We start from the raw sequence: 15,555 nt of genomic DNA, 5'->3' as shown, positions 1-15,555 counted from the left end.
TCAGTTCCAGATGGCCGCGGCCCACTCCGGGTGGTCGATGAAGGGGTTGCGGTTGCCCTGCCACTGGGCGTGGATGCGGTCGTTGCGCCGCATCTCGAAGGTGTTGACCGGGTCGGCGGAGTGCCAGGCGAGCAGCGTCTCGAGGTCGCCGATCAGCGTGGAGGACGAGCCGACCGTCGAGCTCATCTCGAGGTTGTTGAAGCCGTCGCCGCCCTCGTAGCGGATCGCCATGTAGAGCAGCATCCGCGCCACGTCGCCCTTGACCGCGTCGCGCGGCTCGAAGGAGTTGGAGTCGGTCCAGCAGTCGTTGCAGCCGGAGACGGCGGAGCCGCCGTTGTCGAAGTCCTTGTTGCCGCGGATGCTGTTGACGGTGACGTCCTCGGGCCGGATGTGGTGCAGGTCGGTGCCCGGCCCGGCGCTGGTGGTGAAGCCGCCGCGCGACTGCGCCCACACGTGCTCACGGTTCCAGTTGCCGGTGCTGCCGCCGTTGCTGGACTTCGAGATCGAGCGCCCGGTGTAGAGCTCGATGACGTTGGCGGTGTTGTCGGGGTCCTGGTCGGTGTCCTTCAGTGCGGTCCACACCGCGTCGTACGACAGCTTCGTGTGGTTGTCGATGATGTCGTGCAGCGCGGTGCGCAGCGCGGTGGCGGACTTGCCGACGGCCGGGGCGTAGTAGGTGGAGTCCCACGGGCTGGTGCCACCGGCGGGCGGCGGCTCGGTGGTCCCGCCACCGGCGAGCGCGAAGGCGGACGTGCTCGTCACGCCCGGGTGGGAGAAGTACGCCGACAGCGCGCCGGTGACGTCGATCTGCTTGCCCATCAGCGAGGGGTTGGTGCGCAGGCCCCACTGCGAGCGGAAGGTCGAGGGGATCTGCACGTAGAGCATCGACGACGTGCTCGTCGTCGAGGGGGAGTCGGCGATCGCCAGCGCGTAGTCGTTGGGGAAGCCGGAGCGTACGACGGTGTTCGTGGCGGTCGGCTGCCCGACGACGTAGCCACGGACGGTCTGCCTGGCGCCGGTCTGCTGTCCGATGGCCTGGCTGACGGTGAGCGGCGTGGCGGCGGTGGCCGGGGCGGTGGCCGACGGCACCAGCACCGGCACCGCGAGCGACAGGGCCAGCGAGAGGGAGAGGGACAGGGCGAGGGCGAGAGAGGTGACAAGGGCGCTCGTGCGGGAGCGGCCCTTCCCGAGAAGGAGGGTCATGGCGGTGATCGTGCCGCACCGCGGAGGCGGAGGGAAGAGGTCCGAGATGTCAGGGAAGTGTCCAGAAATCGTCAGCGCGGATCGCAGGGGAGGCGCAGGACGGGTGACCCACCTGTCACTTCCCACGCTCTGGACACAGCAGTGGTGGTGCCAGTGGTGTCGGTGGGACGCTCCGCACGCTCAGATGCACTGCGCTAGACCCCCTTACACCCTGAACACCACAGTTCTGCCAAAACGCCACGGAATGTCGCGGGACTCTTTAGGTTGAGTCTGCTCCGGTCCCCCCGGGGCACGTTTCATCGTCGAAGTCGCTCACCAATCGCGAGGCACACATGACTCAAGATGCAGCCCAGCCCCGCCGGGGCGCGGGTCTCTCGGTCGCAGGATGGCCGCTGCGCCGCAAGATGGCCCTCGCGCTCGCCATCCCGCTGCTGCTCGCCGCCGTGCTCGGCGGGCTGCGCGTCACCAGCGACTACAGCGACTCCCGCCAGGCCGCGAGCAGTGCCCAACAGGTCACCGTCATCCAGCCGGCGATCGACTACCTGACCGCCGCGGAGGCCGCGATGGTCGCCGCGCAGACCGACAGCGCGGCCAGCCAGGGCGACCTCATCGACTCCATCAGCGACATCGCCAGCTCGGCGGAGACGCTCGTCCAGGCGCGTGACTCCGCCGACCTCGACGAGCGCCAGACCGCCCACGTCGACGCGCTGCTCGACCTCAGCCAGGCGATGCGCGGCGTCGGCGCCGAGAACCTCGGTCCCGCCACGTGGATCGCCCTCGTGCGCCAGCTCGAGTCGAGCGTCTCGCAGCTCATCACGAGCGTGAACGCCGCCCAGGAGACCCCCGAGCCCCGCCTCGAGCAGATCTCGCAGGCCATGAGCGGCCGGCTGTCGCTGGCCCTCCAGCAGGGCCTCATCGCCACCTCGCTGTCGCAGTCGAGCTCGCAGGAGCTCTTCTCGGAGATCGGCGTGGAGGCCGCGGCCATCGACCGTCTCGCCGGCTCCGTCGAGGGCGCGGACGACCAGACCGCCCTGCTGCGTACGCAGAACACCCGCCACGCGGGCCAGATCCGCGACGACTCCGCCACGAACCTCGACGGTCGCGACGCCTACGTGCCCTACGACGAGATCACCCAGACGCTGGTCACCGGCGTGACCGAGACCCTCGACCAGGCCGCCTCCGACGCCCAGCGCAACGCCCTCGTCGGCGCGGTCCTCACGCTGCTGGCCCTCGCCGCCGCGGTCTTCCTGGCGCTCTTCGTGGCCCGCAGCCTCCTCGAGCCGATCGGCAAGGTCCGTGAGGGCGCGCTCGCCGTGGCCCGCCACCGCCTGCCCGACGCCGTCGCCCGGATCCGTGCCGGCCAGGAGCCCGAGCCGATCAGGACGATCGACGTCACCACCAACGAGGAGATCGGCCAGGTCGCGCGGGCGGTCGACGACCTCCACCGCCAGGCCATCCACCTCGCCTCGGGTGAGGCCCAGCTGCGCCAGACGGTCAACGCGATGTTCGTGACGCTGTCGCGCCGCTCGACCTCGCTGGTCAACCAGCAGCTCGCGCAGATCGAGCGCCTCGAGCACGACGAGGAAGACCCCAAGCGCCTCGAGTCGCTCTTCCGCCTCGACCACCTCGCCTCGCGCATGCGGCGTACGGCCGACTCGCTGCTGATCCTGGCCGACGCGCCGAACCGTGCGGCCGGGCAGTTCAGCCTCACCGTCGGCGAGGCCCTCCAGGCCGCGACCTCCGGTGTGCAGGACTACCAGCGCGTGCAGATCCTGTCGCACCTCAGCACCCGCGTGGGTGACGAGGCCGCGCCCGACGTCGTCCACCTGCTCACCGAGCTCGTCGACAACGCGCTCAGCTTCTCGCCGCCCGCCGAGCCGGTGCGCCTGGCGGCCAAGCTCGGCGACGACGGCGTCACCATCACCATCACCGACTCCGGCCTGGGCGTGCCCCCGGCCGAGCTGGAGCAGCTCAACAGCGACCTGCGCCACGGTGCCGAGGCGACGCCCGACACCGCCCGACGCATGGGCCTGTTCGTGGTCTCGCGCCTCGCCGAGCGTCACGGCATCACCGCCAGCCTGGCGCGCAACCCCGGTGGCGGCATGACGGCCTCCGTCGTGCTCCCGCCGTCGGTGCTGCCCGACCTGCCGCAGACCAACGCACCTGCCGCTGCCCCGGCCGTCGCCGCTGCCACGAGCGCTGCGCCGGTGGCCGAGACCCTCGACACCTCCGCCGTCGCCGCGAGGACCGAGTCCAAGCGCGAGGCCCGCAACCGGGCCCGCGTGGAGAAGGCGCAGGCCAAGGCTGCCGGGAAGGCCGCTGACACGTCTGCCGCGAAGGTCGCCGAGGAGCCCGCTCGGCCGGCTGCCGCCTCGCCCGTGGCCGCCCCGACCGCACCCGCCACCCCGGAGCCCGCCGCCGCGCCCGTCGCCGCACCTGCCGCCGCTGCGTCCGCCCCGACCCCGGACCGGCCCTCGCTCGAGAGCCTGCTGCCCCGTCGCGAACCCGGCGCCAACATCCCGCGCACCGGCGCCGACGCCTTCCTGCCGCCGGAGACCTCCGGCGCCACGGGCCCGCTGTTCGGCAAGCGCGCCGAGCCGGCCGCGGACGCCTCGCCGGTGCCCGCCACCGCGTCGGACACCGGGGCCGGAACGGCCGAGAAGGTCGCCTCCGTCGTCCCGATCACCGCGTTGGCCTCGCGCCAGCGGGCACAGGCCGTCGAGGACGCCCGCACCGAGGCGCGGACCGCGGAGCCCACGCCGGCTCCCGAGCCTGCTGCCCCGCCCGCCGCACAGCCCGAGGTTCAGCCCGCCGTCAGCACCGAGGAGCCGGTCGAGGAGCCCGCCCGGGCCGCCGACCCGCTCTCGGACCCCCTCTCGGACCCGCTGTCGGACCCGCTGCCCGACGACGCCTACGCCCCGCAGCAGCCCGCCGCGGAGGCGGAGCCTGAGCCCGAGGTCGAGCCCGAGGTCAAGGTCGAGCCTGAGCAGACGGCCGTCGCCGCGACCCGGCGTCCCGACGTCGAGGTCGACGTCGACGACCCGCTGGGCCTCGGCAGCTCACGGCCCGAGACCGTGCCCGCGCCGGCCGCCGTCGAGCCCGAGCCCGTCGTGGCCCAGGTCGAGCCCGAGCCCGAGCCCGAGCCCGAGCCCGAGCCCGAGCCCGTGCCGGTCGCCGAGGAGGCGCCCGCGCCGGTGCGCGAGCCCGCTGCGGCGGCGTACGGCGCCGACGTCCTCGGCAGTGCGTACGCCCCCGCGCCGCTGGCCACCACCAGCCTCGCGACCAACGGGAACGGCAGCAACGGTCACGCGGCCAACGGCACCGGCAACGGCGCCACGGTGCGTGCCGGCAGCGACTCGCCCATCTTCAAGTCGATGCGCTCGGGCTGGCTCGCCAGCGAGGGCGAGGGCGAGTTCCACCACACCGAGATCGACCGCGGTTGGGAGATCGCGGAGAAGGCCGCGGAGGAGGTGCCGGTGGCCGAGTCCACCGTCACCGGACTGCCGCGACGTGCTCCCGGGGAGCGCCTGGTCCCCGGTAGCGTGACCCCGCCCACGGCGGCCAAGACGCGTGACCCCGAGGCGATCCGCCGCCGCCTCCAGGCCCACACCGCGGGTGTCTCCCGCGGTCGCCGAGCAGCCCAAAGTCCCCCTCAGCACACGGAAGCAGGCCCCGCATGACGCACGAATCCGCCGCCCCCGCCGTCGGCATGAACAACGCCGGTGACGACCGCGACCTCGACTGGGTGATGTCGCGCTTCGTCGAGGAGGTTCCCGACGCCGCGCACGCCATCCTCGTCTCCGCCGACGGCCTCCTCATGGCCTCGAGCACCAGCATCCCCGGTGAGCGGGCCGAGCAGGTCGCCGCCGTCTCCTCCGGCCTCGCCAGCCTCGCGGTCGGCGCCGCCCGCCTCTTCGAGGGCGGCTCGGTGATGCAGACCATCGTCGAGATGGAGATGGGCTTCCTGATGCTGATGAGCGTCGGTGACGGGTCGAACCTCACCGTCCTCACCACCGAGGAGGCCGACATCGGCCAGGTGGGCTACGAGATGGCCCTGCTGGTGGACCGCGTGGGACGTACCGTCGAGGCCCAGGCCCGCGTCGGTACGGGCGGCTGAGTCCGCACACCGCCATGACGCCGCCACACGAACCGGAGGACGAGGGCGCCTACCGCCCCCGACTGATCCGGTCCTACACCATCACCGCAGGTCGGACGGCCACCAGTGTCGACCTGGCCATGGAGGCCACGCTGCGCCTCCAGGCTGGTGCGGAGGCGCCCGTCCTCTCCCCTTCTGCCGCGCAGGTTCTCGAGGTCTGCGACCGCCGATCCGTGGCCGAGGTCTCGGCCCTCACCAAGATGCCGATCGGCGTCACCCGGGTGCTGCTGGGCGACCTCATCGAGCAGGGACTCATCCGGATCCAGGCCACCATCACCGACAAGTCGTCGACAGATGAGCGTCTCGAGCTCATCGAAAGGACCCTCCGTGGACTTCGAAACTACTAAGGCACAGCGAGCTGCTGCGTCGACGAAGATCGTCATCGCTGGCGGCTTCGGCGTCGGCAAGTCGACGCTCGTCGGCGCCGTGTCGGAGATCGACCCGCTGCGCACCGAGGCACTCGTCACCAACGAGTCCGAGGGCGTCGACGATCTCGCCGCCGTGCCCACGAAGGCCACGACCACCGTGGCCATGGACTTCGGTCGACTGACGCTGGCGGAGGACCTGGTCCTCTACCTCTTCGGCACGCCCGGCCAGCGGCGCTTCTGGTTCATGTGGGACGACCTGTGCCGCGGCGCCATCGGCGCCATCGTGCTGGTGGACGTGGCGCGCCTCGACGAGTCGTTCTCGCCCCTGGACTACTTCGAGTCCAAGGGCATCCCCTTCATCGTCGCCGTCAACGAGTTCGACGGCGTCCCGCGCTACCCCGCCGAGGAGATCGCCGCCGCGCTGGCCCTGCCTGCCGACGTACCGATCATCAGCCTCGACGCCCGCGACCGCGAGCAGGCCAAGGGCGCGCTCGTGAAGATCACCGAATACTCGCTCATGCGGCTTCGTGAGTCGCTCACCGTGAATGCGAACTGAACCCATGACCGTCCGTCGCTCTCCCGTCCTCCGTGGGCCCGTCCTCCGCCGGCCCGCCCGCACCGCCGCGGCGGTCCTGTCCTCCGTGGCGCTGATGGCCACGCTGGGTGCCTGCGGTGGTGCTGCCAGCGGGGAGTCGGCCGACTCCCTGACCGAGGTCTCCCTGGTCTTCGAGGGCGCGCTGACGGTGTGCACCGACATGCCCTACGCGCCCTTCGAGTACGAGGAGAAGGGCAAGCCCACCGGCTTCGACATCGACCTCATCCGCACGGTGGCCGACTCGCTCGAGGCCGACCTCGACGTGATCGACGTGTCCTTCGACGACATCACCTCGGGCGACTCGCTCAACAACGACGTCTGCGACGTGGCCATCTCCGCGATGACCATCACCGGCGAGCGGGCGCGCGTGCTCGACTTCTCCAGCCCCTACTTCGACGCCAAGCAGGCGCTCATCACGCCCCGCGGCTCGGGCCTCGACGCGGTCGAGGAGCTCGCCGGCAAGCGCGTCGGCGTGCAGAAGGACACCACCGGCGAGACCTACCTGAGCGACTTCGCCCCCGCCAGCACCCAGGTGACGGCGTACGACGACGCGGCCGGCCTGCAGGCGGCGCTCGCCGCCGGCGAGCTCGACGCTGCGATGCTCGACAACACGGTGTCGGGACAGTTCGTCTCCGACAACCCGCGGCTGAAGCTGGCCCGCGAGTTCGACACCGGCGAGCAGTACGGCATGGCGGTGAAGAAGGACGGCAACATCCCGCTCCTGCGCCAGATCAACAGCGTGCTCGCCGACCTGCGCCAAGACGGCACCTACGACAAGATCTACGGCCGGTACTTCGGCTGAGCCTCCTCCGGGAGCCCGCCACGAGCGGTGCCCCGGCCACCTCCCTCAGGGCGCGATCGTCAGGAACAGGAACGAGACGAAGAGGACCAGGTGCACGCCGCCCTGCAGCGGCTTGGCGCGCCCCGGCACGACGGTGAGGATCGAGACTGCGGCGGTCAGCAGCAGGAGCACCGTCTGGAGCTGGTCGAGCCCGAGCTCGAGCGGCCCGTCGAGCCAGATGCTCGCGACCGCGATGGCCGGGATGGTCAGCCCGATGGAAGCCATCGCAGAGCCGAGGGCGAGGTTCAGGCTCACCTGCACCCGCTCACGGGCCGCCGCGCGGACCGCGGCGATCGACTCGGGGGCGAGCACGAGCAGGGCGATCACGACACCGACGACCGCCTGCGGGAAGCCGAGCGCCGCGACGCCGGACTCGATGGCCGGGGACTCGACCTTGGCCAGGCCGACGACCGCGACCAGCGAGACGACGAGCAGGCCCAGGCTGGCCAGCGCGGCACGGTCGCTGGGCGGGTCGGCGTGACCGTCCTCGTCGAGGTCCACGGGTTCGTGCTCGAAGCCGTCGGCGGCCGCCTCGCGCCCGGACTGCCGTTCGGCGGCGCGGTCCGACGCGGCGAGGGCAGCCTCGGCCCTGGTGGCCACCATCGGGACGTACTGCCCCGGAGCGACCGGGAGGAAGAAGTCGCGGTGCCGGATGGTCTGGGTGAAGACGAACATGCCGTAGAGCACCAGCGACGCGATGGCGGCGAAGGCCAGCTGGGCTCCGGTGAACTCCGGGCCCGGCTCGGACGTGGTCACCGACGGCACCACCAGGCAGAGCACGGCCAGCGCGATCACGGTCGCCAGCGCGGCGCCGGTGCCCTCGGGGTTGAAGACCGCGAGGTGGTGCTTGAGCGCGCCCACCAGCAGCGAGATGCCGACGATGCCGTTGAGGGTGATCATCACCGCGGCGAAGACGGTGTCGCGGGCCAGGCCGGCGGTGTCCTTGTCGGTGGTGACCATCAGGGTGACGATCAGCCCCACCTCGATGATGGTGACCGCGACCGCGAGCACCAACGAGCCGTACGGCTCGCCGACGCGGTGCGCGACGACCTCCGCGTGGTGCACCGCGGCGAGCACGGCGGCCACCAGCAGCACCGCGAGCGCACCGAGCACGATCCCCTCGGGATGGGCGAACCAGGCCGGCACGAGGGCGACGATGGCCACGATCGGGGCAAGGGTCGTCCAGGAAGGGCGGCTCATGGCGCAACCCTAGGGCGCGCACCTGAGCGCGCCTCTCAGGTCTCGGGTGTCGTCAGCTTCTCCAGCCGCGCGCGCAGCAGCGGCACCCGGTGGCTGTTGCCGGCGAGGGTGACGTACTGCTCTCCGAAGATCGCGAGCAGGGCGTCGTCGAGGCGGCGTACGGCTCCGGCGGGGTAGCGGTAGCCCATCCGGCGGATCACCGCGTCGGCGTCGACGGAGGTGAGGAGGTCGGCGAGGTCGTCGATGCTGTCGATGCCGAGCTGGGTGAGGAGGTCGGCGATCCAGTCGTAGTGGTCGGTGTGCGACCAGCCGGCGTCGCTGTAGTGGCCGGCGAGGAAGGTCGCGAGGTCCTGGCCGACGATGCGGTCGGCCTCGGGCTCGGTGGTGCTGCCGGGCGCGGCGGCCTGGATGCGCTCGCGGATCGTGGCGAACTCGCGGTCGGCGAGCTCGATGAGCCCGGCGGCGAGGGTGAAGCGGCGGTCGAGGTCGGCGGCGGCGTCCTCGGGGACGTTGCCCTTGTAGCGGATGTCGTGCTCGAACTCCGCCCACGCGTGCTGGAGCACGGTGCGCACCTGGACGCTCGCCCGGTGCCCCTCGAGGACCGGCAGCTCGGCGCCGGGCCGGGTCTCGACCAGCAGGTGCCGGCTGGCGTAGCCGAAGCGACCGGACCGGGCCGTCTCCTCGCCCAGGTCGCGGTCGTCGAGCATCACCAGCTCGTCGTCGAGGACCTCGGCGACCGCCGCGACGTCGCTGTGGACGTAGGTGATCACGCGGACGCCGATCTGGTCGGTGATCTGGTCGAGCGGGTCGGGGTAGAGGGGGCGCCCGCCATCGGTGCGGTTGGCCTTCGCCGCGAACGACGCGACGCTCTTCGTGCGGCCGGTGACGCTGAGGTAGTCGATGCCGGCGTCGTCGAGCAGGACCTGGATGAGGGCGACGTAGGCCTGGGTGGCCGACGCGAGCTGCGGTTGCAGGGCCGCATAGGCGCGTACGGCCTCGCGCACCGGCTCCTGCTCGCTCATGCGGGGTCCTCCATGGCGCCCAGCCTGCCAGTCGGGGTGTCGCGGCGTCGACGGCACGCCCGGCGAACCGCCCCGCCTCACCCGGGATCCGGCCGGTCGTGGCTAACGTCTGACCACCATGACTACTCGGACGCGTACCCGCCAGCCCGCCCCCGCCGTACGCCGTCGCGCCGCCGCTGGCGCGGTCGTCGCCCTCGGTCTCGCGACCGGGCTGGCCGCCTGCGGTGACGACGCGGCCGAGGACACCGCCACCGACCCGGCTCCCTCGTCCGACGTCGGCTCCTCCAGCACGCCGAGCCCCTCGGAGCCCGAGCCGACCGAGGATCCGACGAGCGGGTCGTCGGACCCGAACATCCAGACGGTGGAGGCGACCGGTTCGGCCGGGGTCGCCGAGGCGACGGTGGTCGCCGCGACCGAGGGTGGCGGCTCGGTCTCCACGCTCGCCTTCGCGCTCGACACCGAGCAGGCCGTCGCGGACTTCGCCGTCGAGCTGCGCTCCGGGCTGGGGGAGAGCGTCTCCGCCGCCGTGGCGGACCTCGCTGCGGAGTCGCCCGACGCCACGCCCTACGGCGCCGTCGCGCACATCGGCTGCGAGGCCCCGACGAGCGTGGCGATCGAGGCCGGCGAGGCCGGGTTCGAGGTCGTCCCGGCGCTGCCGAAGAGCACCGTGCAGTGCCTGGCGCCGGTGACGTACGTCGTGCTCTTCGCCGCGCCGAACGCCTGAGCGTCCGTCAGGGAGTCGGCGTCGGCGTGGGTGTGACGGTGGGCGTGGGCGTGGGCGTGGGGGGCACCGTCGGCGGCAGGATCGGCACCACCGGCGGCAGCGGTGCGTGGTAGACCACACCGAACGCGTTGGGCACCAGGCGCTCACCGCCGTCGGAGGGCTCGTTGACGATGCCCATCGCACCCGTGCCGGTGCGGGTGTACATCGCCGACGACCCGCCGCCGTCGAGGTTGAGGGCGTTCTCCGCACCGAGCGCCGTCATCAGGTCGGCGAGCTCGACCATCGTGTAGCCGCGGCTGGAGGCGGACCGGCCGTCGACGACGAGGATCAGCAGCCGGCGGCCGTCGGCGTCGATGCCGACCGCCGTGCGGGGGTGGGCGATGGTGTTGTTGATGACGCTCCGGAGGCCGTTGACCAGCAGGGGCCGGTCGCCGCTGATGGCCACCGTCGGCCGGCCTCCCTCGATCCGCTTGGACAGGGTGATCTTCTTGCCGGGCTTGAGCTGCGCGAGCTTGGCCGCGGCCGGGCCCACGCCGACCAGGACCCGGTTGTTCTTGCGGATCTTGCGCCCGTCGGAGAGCTTGGGTCGGTTGGAAACGACCCGGTTCTTCCAGAGCACGACCTCGCGCGCCCGCTTCTTGTCGGCGGGGAGCACGTCGTTGCCCGACGTGCGGTTCCAGTCGTGGGTGAAGACGCCGATCTGGCCGCTCGGCACCTCGGGGTGGTTGAGGCCGCTGACGGTCCAGGCGCGGCGCTGACGGATCGTGTACTGGACGGTCAGCGGGCTGACGTGCGGACCGGTGGTGTCGAACCACAACGACGAGTTCACCCCCGGGATCCAGCCCTCGCGGGCGGCGTTGAGGATGCCGCGCTCGTGGTGGATCGCGACGCCGAGCGGCGCCCCGGTCTCGCTGATGTCGAAGAAGTCGCCGTTGACCGCGCCGAGGACGCCGTTCCAGCGGCCGAGCTGGCTGACCGTGTTGCGCTTCGTGACGTACTTCGGTGACAGCTCCTCGAACGAGATGTTCGGTGCGTCGAGGTCGACGGTGACGAGGTTCATCCGCACCTGACCGATCGGCTGGCGGCCGTCGACCTGGTCCCACTCGCGCAGCACGACGCCGGGGGCGATCTGGTAGCTGACGTCGTTCTTGACCTGCACCGAGCGTCCGCGGAGGCTCGGCGGGGGACCGACGACCGTGCCGGGCTTGCCGTCGGAGGTCTGGTTGCGTCCCCGGTAGCCGCCCTGCGCCCCGGACAGGCTGCCGCGGGCCGAGGCGGTGTCGCTGGTGCCGCCATTCTCGTCGGCGACCGACGGCCCGACGCCCAGTCCCGCCACGAGCACGCCGGCCGTGGCGATGGTGAGGAGCCGGGTGCGGGTCAGCGGCGAGGTCGGCCGGGAGGTCGACGGTGAGGTCGACGGGGAGGCAGCAGGGCGGCGCGAGAAGACGGACACGCGTTCCAGAGTAAAGGACGTTGTGGGACTCGTGGGATTGTTGGGACGAACTGCCGCTGAGCGGCGTACGCCTGCGCCTAGGCTGCGGCTCGTGCCCGTCGAGCCCGAACCCGCCGTGTGGAACACCCTCCACGCCGCCGACAACCTCGACGTGCTGCCGCGGCTCGAGCCCGGGTCGGTCGACGTCGTCTACACCGACCCGCCCTACAACACCGGCAACGACTTCGCCTACGCCGACCGCTTCCGCGACGGTTCGCACGCCGACCCCTTCGCCGGGCGCCACGCCGCGTGGACCGCGATGATGCGCCCGCGCCTCGAGGCCGTGCGCGCGGTCCTTGCCCCGCACGGTGCGGTCTTCGTCAGCATCGACGACAACGAGGCCGCGCACCTGCGACTGCTGATGGACGAGGTCTTCGGCGAGGCCAACTTCCTGGCGCAGATCGTGGTCAACCTCAACCCCAAGGGCCGCCAGCTCGGCCGGGGCTTCGCGACCAGCCACGAGTACGTCCTGGCGTACGCCCGACACCTGCCCGCGTGCGCCGTCGACGGCAGCACCACCGACTCGGTCGACGAGTCGGACTTCCCGCTCAGCACCCCGGACGGGCGCCGCTTCCGCTACCTGCCGCTGCGCAACACCAACAAGAAGTTCAACCCGCTCACCGCCCCGACCCTGCACTTCGCGCTGTACGGCGACCCGGAGACCGGCCGCGTGGCCACCACCGAGTTCCCCGGCAGCAGGGCGCTCACCCCCGTCTTCGGCGACGGCCGGCCGGCGGTGTGGCGGTGGTCGCGGCCGCGGGTCGACGAGCGCCCCGACGACCTCGAGTGCCGGGTCATCCGCGGGCGCACCGGTGAGCGGGCCGACATCTTCCAGCGCGACTGGCTGCACCGCGAGGGCGGACGGCGCAAGAAGCTGCGCACCATCTGGCTGGCCGAGGAGATCGGCTCCACCGACACCGCCGTCGCCGAGCTCAAGGCGCTGGTCGGCCACGTCTTCGAGTCGCCGAAGCCCACCGGGCTCGTGCGCCGGATCCTCGCCACCCTGCCCAGCGACGCCGTCGTGCTCGACCCCTTCGCCGGCAGCGGGACCACCGGCCACGCCGTCGCGCTCGCCAACGCCGCCGACGGCGGCACCCGCCGGTGCATCAGCATCAACTCCACCGAACCCACCCGCCCGGGCTCCAACGCCCAGCTCGCCGGCCTGGCCACCGTCGCCGACATCACCCGGGCCCGCCTCGCCGCGGTCGCCGAGCAGGTCGGCGGCGGCCTTGCGGTGGTCCCCTCGGTGGTTGAGTAGAGGGGGCCTCTCAGCGGACGCCGGCCGCGCGCTCGAGGGCCTTCAGCTCGTCGTCGAGGTGGGTCAGCAGGACCTGCAGGCTCGGGACGGTGCGGCGGCAGCCGGTCAGGCCGAAGCACATCTTGCCGTCGTAGGAGGTGCAGGTGATGTTGAGCGCCATGCCGTTGATCGGGATGGACAGGGGGTAGGTGCCGGTGAGCTTCGCGCCGTTCCAGTAGTGGGTGGTGCGGGGGCCGGGGACGTTGCTGACGATGAGGTTGTAGGGCGGGCGCACGATGCCCTGCATCCGGAAGACCGGGCCGAGGATCGCCGGCGCCTGGCCGAGCGCGCTCATCGCGAGGATCTGGGTCGGCGTCATCGCCGAGAGCCCGTCCTTGCCGTCCTTCATCGACTTGTTGATCGCCGTCAACCGGTCGGCCGGGTCGGCGAGATGGGTGCCGAGCTGCACCATCACCGCGCCCACGGCGTTGCCGCCGTCGGAGGACGCGAGCTGCGACTGCTTGGCGTTGAGGCCGACGGGGACCATCGAGACCAGCGTCGTCTCGGGCAGCGCGTCCATGTCGAGCAGGTAGGTGCGCATCGCGCCGCTCACCATCGCGAGCACGACGTCGTTGATCGTGGTGCCGGTGGCCTTGCCGACCGCCCGCAGCCGCTCGACCGGCCAGTCCTGGGCGGCGAAGCGGCGCGAGCCGGTGATGTTCTGGTTGATCATCGTGCGGGGGGCGTAGAGCGACAGCGCGGAGGTCTCGTTGCGCACGCTCTTGTTGAGGGTGCGCACCAGTGCGCCGGGCATCCCGGCCGCCTCGGACGCGATCGCGAGCGCCGTACGCACGGTGGCGGCCGAGACGTCGGCGAGCGAGGCACCGCCGTCGTCGCTCGGCTCCTGCTGGCGCGGCGCGCGCGGCCGCATCGCCCACGGGGCGGGCATGTTGCGCTCGTCGGCGTCGGTCGAGAGCACGCTGGCGAGCAGGCGCATCGCAGAGACGCCGTCGACGAGCGCGTGGTGGGTCTTGGTGTACATCGCGACCCGGCCGTCGCGCAGGCCCTCGATCACCGTGGCCTCCCACAGCGGCCGCTCCCACGCCAGGCGGGTGCTGTGCAGGCGCGAGCACAGCTCGAGCAGCTCGCGGATCCGGCCGGGCTTGGGCAGCGCGCTGTGACGCACGTGGTGCTCGATGTCGAACTGCTCGTCGGGCTGCCACACCAGCTGGCCCGCCGTACGCACGGAGCGGTGCGGGTGCTTGAGGAAGAGGGGAGCGACCTGCTCGACGTCGCGCATCTGCTCGTACATCTCGCGGACGTAGCCGCGGCCCGCGCCCTCGGGCTTCTCGAAGAGCTGGAGCCCGCCGACGTGCATCGGCATGTTGCGGTTCTCCGCGAGCAGGAAGCCGGTCGCTGTCGGGTCGATCGGGTCCACCACTGGGTTCTCCTCCGCGTGCGCCTCGTCCCCCGGGTCGAGGTCGTCGGGGCATCCTCTCGTCCGGTGACGACAGCCACAAGGGCGCCGTCCAGCGACGGCTCGGTGCAGGGAGCTGCGGGTCAGGCCTCGAGCGAGTGGGCGAGCTCGGCGACCAGGGCGTCGACGACGGCGACCAGGTCGCCGCCGGACTCGTGCGCGACGGCCCGCTGACGCTGGTAGGACGCCCCGCGCCGCGGGATGTCGGCGACGGTGCGCAGCTCTGCCTCGCAGTCCAGGCGCTTCGCCACGGGTGTGAGCCGCTCGAGCAGGTCGTCGAGGTCGTCGGTGACCAGGCGCTCGCGGTTGGTGTCGTCGAGGATCACGATCGCGTCGAGGCCGTAGCGCGCGGCGCGCCACTTGTTCTCCTGGACCTGCCACGGCGGCAGCGTCGGGAGGGTCTCGCCGGCAGCGAGGCGGGTGTCGAGGTCGACGACGAGGCAGTGCATCAGGGCGGTGAGGGCGGCGACCTCGCCGAGGTCCGACATGCCGTCGCAGATGCGGTTCTCCAGCGTGCCGAGGTGCGGCGCGGGCCGCAGGTCCCAGCGCACGTCGGACATCGAGTCGATGATCCCGGTCGTGGTCTGGTCGGCGATGCAGGCCTCGAACTCGGCCCACGTGTCGAAGGTGAACGGCAGCCCGGCGGTCGGCAGCTGCTGGAACATCAGCGCCCGGTTGGAGGCGTAGCCGGTGTCCTGCCCGGCCCAGATCGGCGAGCTCGCCGACAGCGCGAGGAGATGCGGGTACGTCGTCAGGAGCGAGGCGAGCACGGGCATCACCCGGTCGCGCTCGGGCATCCCGACGTGCACGTGCACGCCCCAGATGAGCATCTGGCGGCCCCACCACTGGGTGCGGTTGATGAGCTCGGCGTAGCGGTGGCCCTCGGTGAGCTGCTGGTGCGACCAGTCGGCGAAGGGGTGCGAGCCGGCCCCGAGCAGGTCGACGCCGAGCTCCTGGGCGGCCGGCACGACGACCGAGAGGGTGTCGCGGAGGTCGACGACGGCCTCACCGACGGTGTCGCAGATGCCGGTCACGACCTCGACGGTGTTGCGCAGCAGCTCCTTGTGGAGCCGGGTCGGGTCGTCGAGACGGCCGCCGGCCAGCTCGTGGACCTCGGAGGCGACGCTGACCAGGTCGCGGGTGACCCGGTCGACGAGGGAGAGCTCCCACTCGACGCCGAGCGTGGGCCGCTGCGACGCGTGGAAGTCGATACGCATGCAACCACTCTAGGGAGCGGTCC

General features: G+C 72.1%; 13 protein-coding genes. 7 read left to right on the top strand and 6 right to left on the bottom strand.

The genetic code is table 11. The annotated features are described in order from the left end of the window. Window positions 1–1,203 carry an endonuclease gene (locus CFI00_RS19675; protein ID WP_207082662.1) on the bottom strand — a complete coding sequence of 401 codons (1,203 nt, stop codon included), beginning with the start codon at window positions 1,201–1,203 and terminating at the stop codon, window positions 1–3. A gap of 332 nt (window positions 1,204–1,535) precedes the next feature. Here CFI00_RS19675 and CFI00_RS23910 point away from each other — a divergent pair, with 332 nt between their 5' ends. The 5 genes from CFI00_RS23910 to CFI00_RS19650 are packed head-to-tail and all read left to right on the top strand — an operon-like array spanning window position 1,536 to window position 7,124. Next, window positions 1,536–4,883 carry a sensor histidine kinase gene (locus CFI00_RS23910; RefSeq protein ID WP_207082661.1) on the top strand — a complete coding sequence of 1,116 codons (3,348 nt, stop codon included), beginning with the start codon at window positions 1,536–1,538 and terminating at the stop codon, window positions 4,881–4,883. 29 nt (window positions 4,884–4,912) lie between these two features. Then, window positions 4,913–5,320: a roadblock/LC7 domain-containing protein gene (locus CFI00_RS19665; RefSeq protein ID WP_207085631.1), complete on the top strand. Its 408-nt coding sequence runs from the start codon at window positions 4,913–4,915 to the stop codon at window positions 5,318–5,320. A 14-nt stretch (window positions 5,321–5,334) separates the two neighbouring features. Then, on the top strand, window positions 5,335–5,706 hold the full coding sequence (locus CFI00_RS19660) for a DUF742 domain-containing protein (protein ID WP_207082660.1): 372 nt from the start codon (window positions 5,335–5,337) through the stop codon (window positions 5,704–5,706). Next, entirely contained in the window at window positions 5,687–6,283 is a 597-nt protein-coding gene (locus tag CFI00_RS19655; protein WP_056599054.1) for an ATP/GTP-binding protein, read from the top strand. The genes CFI00_RS19660 and CFI00_RS19655 overlap by 20 nt, the downstream gene beginning before the upstream one ends. Before the next feature lie 4 nt (window positions 6,284–6,287). Then, window positions 6,288–7,124, top strand: a complete 837-nt coding sequence (locus CFI00_RS19650; RefSeq protein WP_207082659.1) for an ABC transporter substrate-binding protein — start codon at window positions 6,288–6,290, stop codon at window positions 7,122–7,124. 45 nt (window positions 7,125–7,169) lie between these two features. Here CFI00_RS19650 and CFI00_RS19645 read toward each other — a convergent pair whose 3' ends face one another. Further along, window positions 7,170–8,363 (bottom strand): ionic transporter y4hA, encoded by a 1,194-nt coding sequence (locus CFI00_RS19645; RefSeq protein WP_207082658.1) that lies wholly within the window; start codon window positions 8,361–8,363, stop codon window positions 7,170–7,172. Between the two features lie 35 nt (window positions 8,364–8,398). After that, window positions 8,399–9,385 (bottom strand): (p)ppGpp synthetase, encoded by a 987-nt coding sequence (locus CFI00_RS19640; protein WP_207082657.1) that lies wholly within the window; start codon window positions 9,383–9,385, stop codon window positions 8,399–8,401. A 118-nt stretch (window positions 9,386–9,503) separates the two neighbouring features. Between CFI00_RS19640 and CFI00_RS19635 the strand changes: the two genes are divergently transcribed. Next, entirely contained in the window at window positions 9,504–10,109 is a 606-nt protein-coding gene (locus tag CFI00_RS19635) for a hypothetical protein (protein WP_207082656.1), read from the top strand. A 7-nt stretch (window positions 10,110–10,116) separates the two neighbouring features. Here CFI00_RS19635 and CFI00_RS19630 read toward each other — a convergent pair whose 3' ends face one another. Further along, window positions 10,117–11,562, bottom strand: a complete 1,446-nt coding sequence (locus CFI00_RS19630; protein ID WP_207082655.1) for a phosphodiester glycosidase family protein — start codon at window positions 11,560–11,562, stop codon at window positions 10,117–10,119. A gap of 91 nt (window positions 11,563–11,653) precedes the next feature. On the opposite strand from CFI00_RS19630, the gene CFI00_RS19625 reads away from it, so the two are divergent. Further along, window positions 11,654–12,859, top strand: a complete 1,206-nt coding sequence (locus CFI00_RS19625) for a site-specific DNA-methyltransferase (protein WP_242532518.1) — start codon at window positions 11,654–11,656, stop codon at window positions 12,857–12,859. A 10-nt stretch (window positions 12,860–12,869) separates the two neighbouring features. Here the strand turns inward: CFI00_RS19625 and CFI00_RS19620 are convergent, their stop codons facing one another. Continuing rightward, window positions 12,870–14,279 (bottom strand): wax ester/triacylglycerol synthase family O-acyltransferase, encoded by a 1,410-nt coding sequence (locus CFI00_RS19620; RefSeq protein ID WP_207082654.1) that lies wholly within the window; start codon window positions 14,277–14,279, stop codon window positions 12,870–12,872. Window positions 14,280–14,398: 119 nt separating this feature from the next. Next, a complete protein-coding gene (locus CFI00_RS19615; RefSeq protein ID WP_207082653.1) occupies window positions 14,399–15,532 on the bottom strand; it encodes a glutamate--cysteine ligase in 1,134 nt (377 codons plus the stop codon). Window positions 15,533–15,555 lie beyond the last annotated feature (23 nt).

Origin of the sequence: Nocardioides sp. S5 (assembly GCF_017310035.1) — a bacterium.
GTDB lineage: Bacteria > Actinomycetota > Actinomycetes > Propionibacteriales > Nocardioidaceae > Nocardioides.
This window is presented reverse-complemented; position numbering and strand designations above follow the sequence as displayed.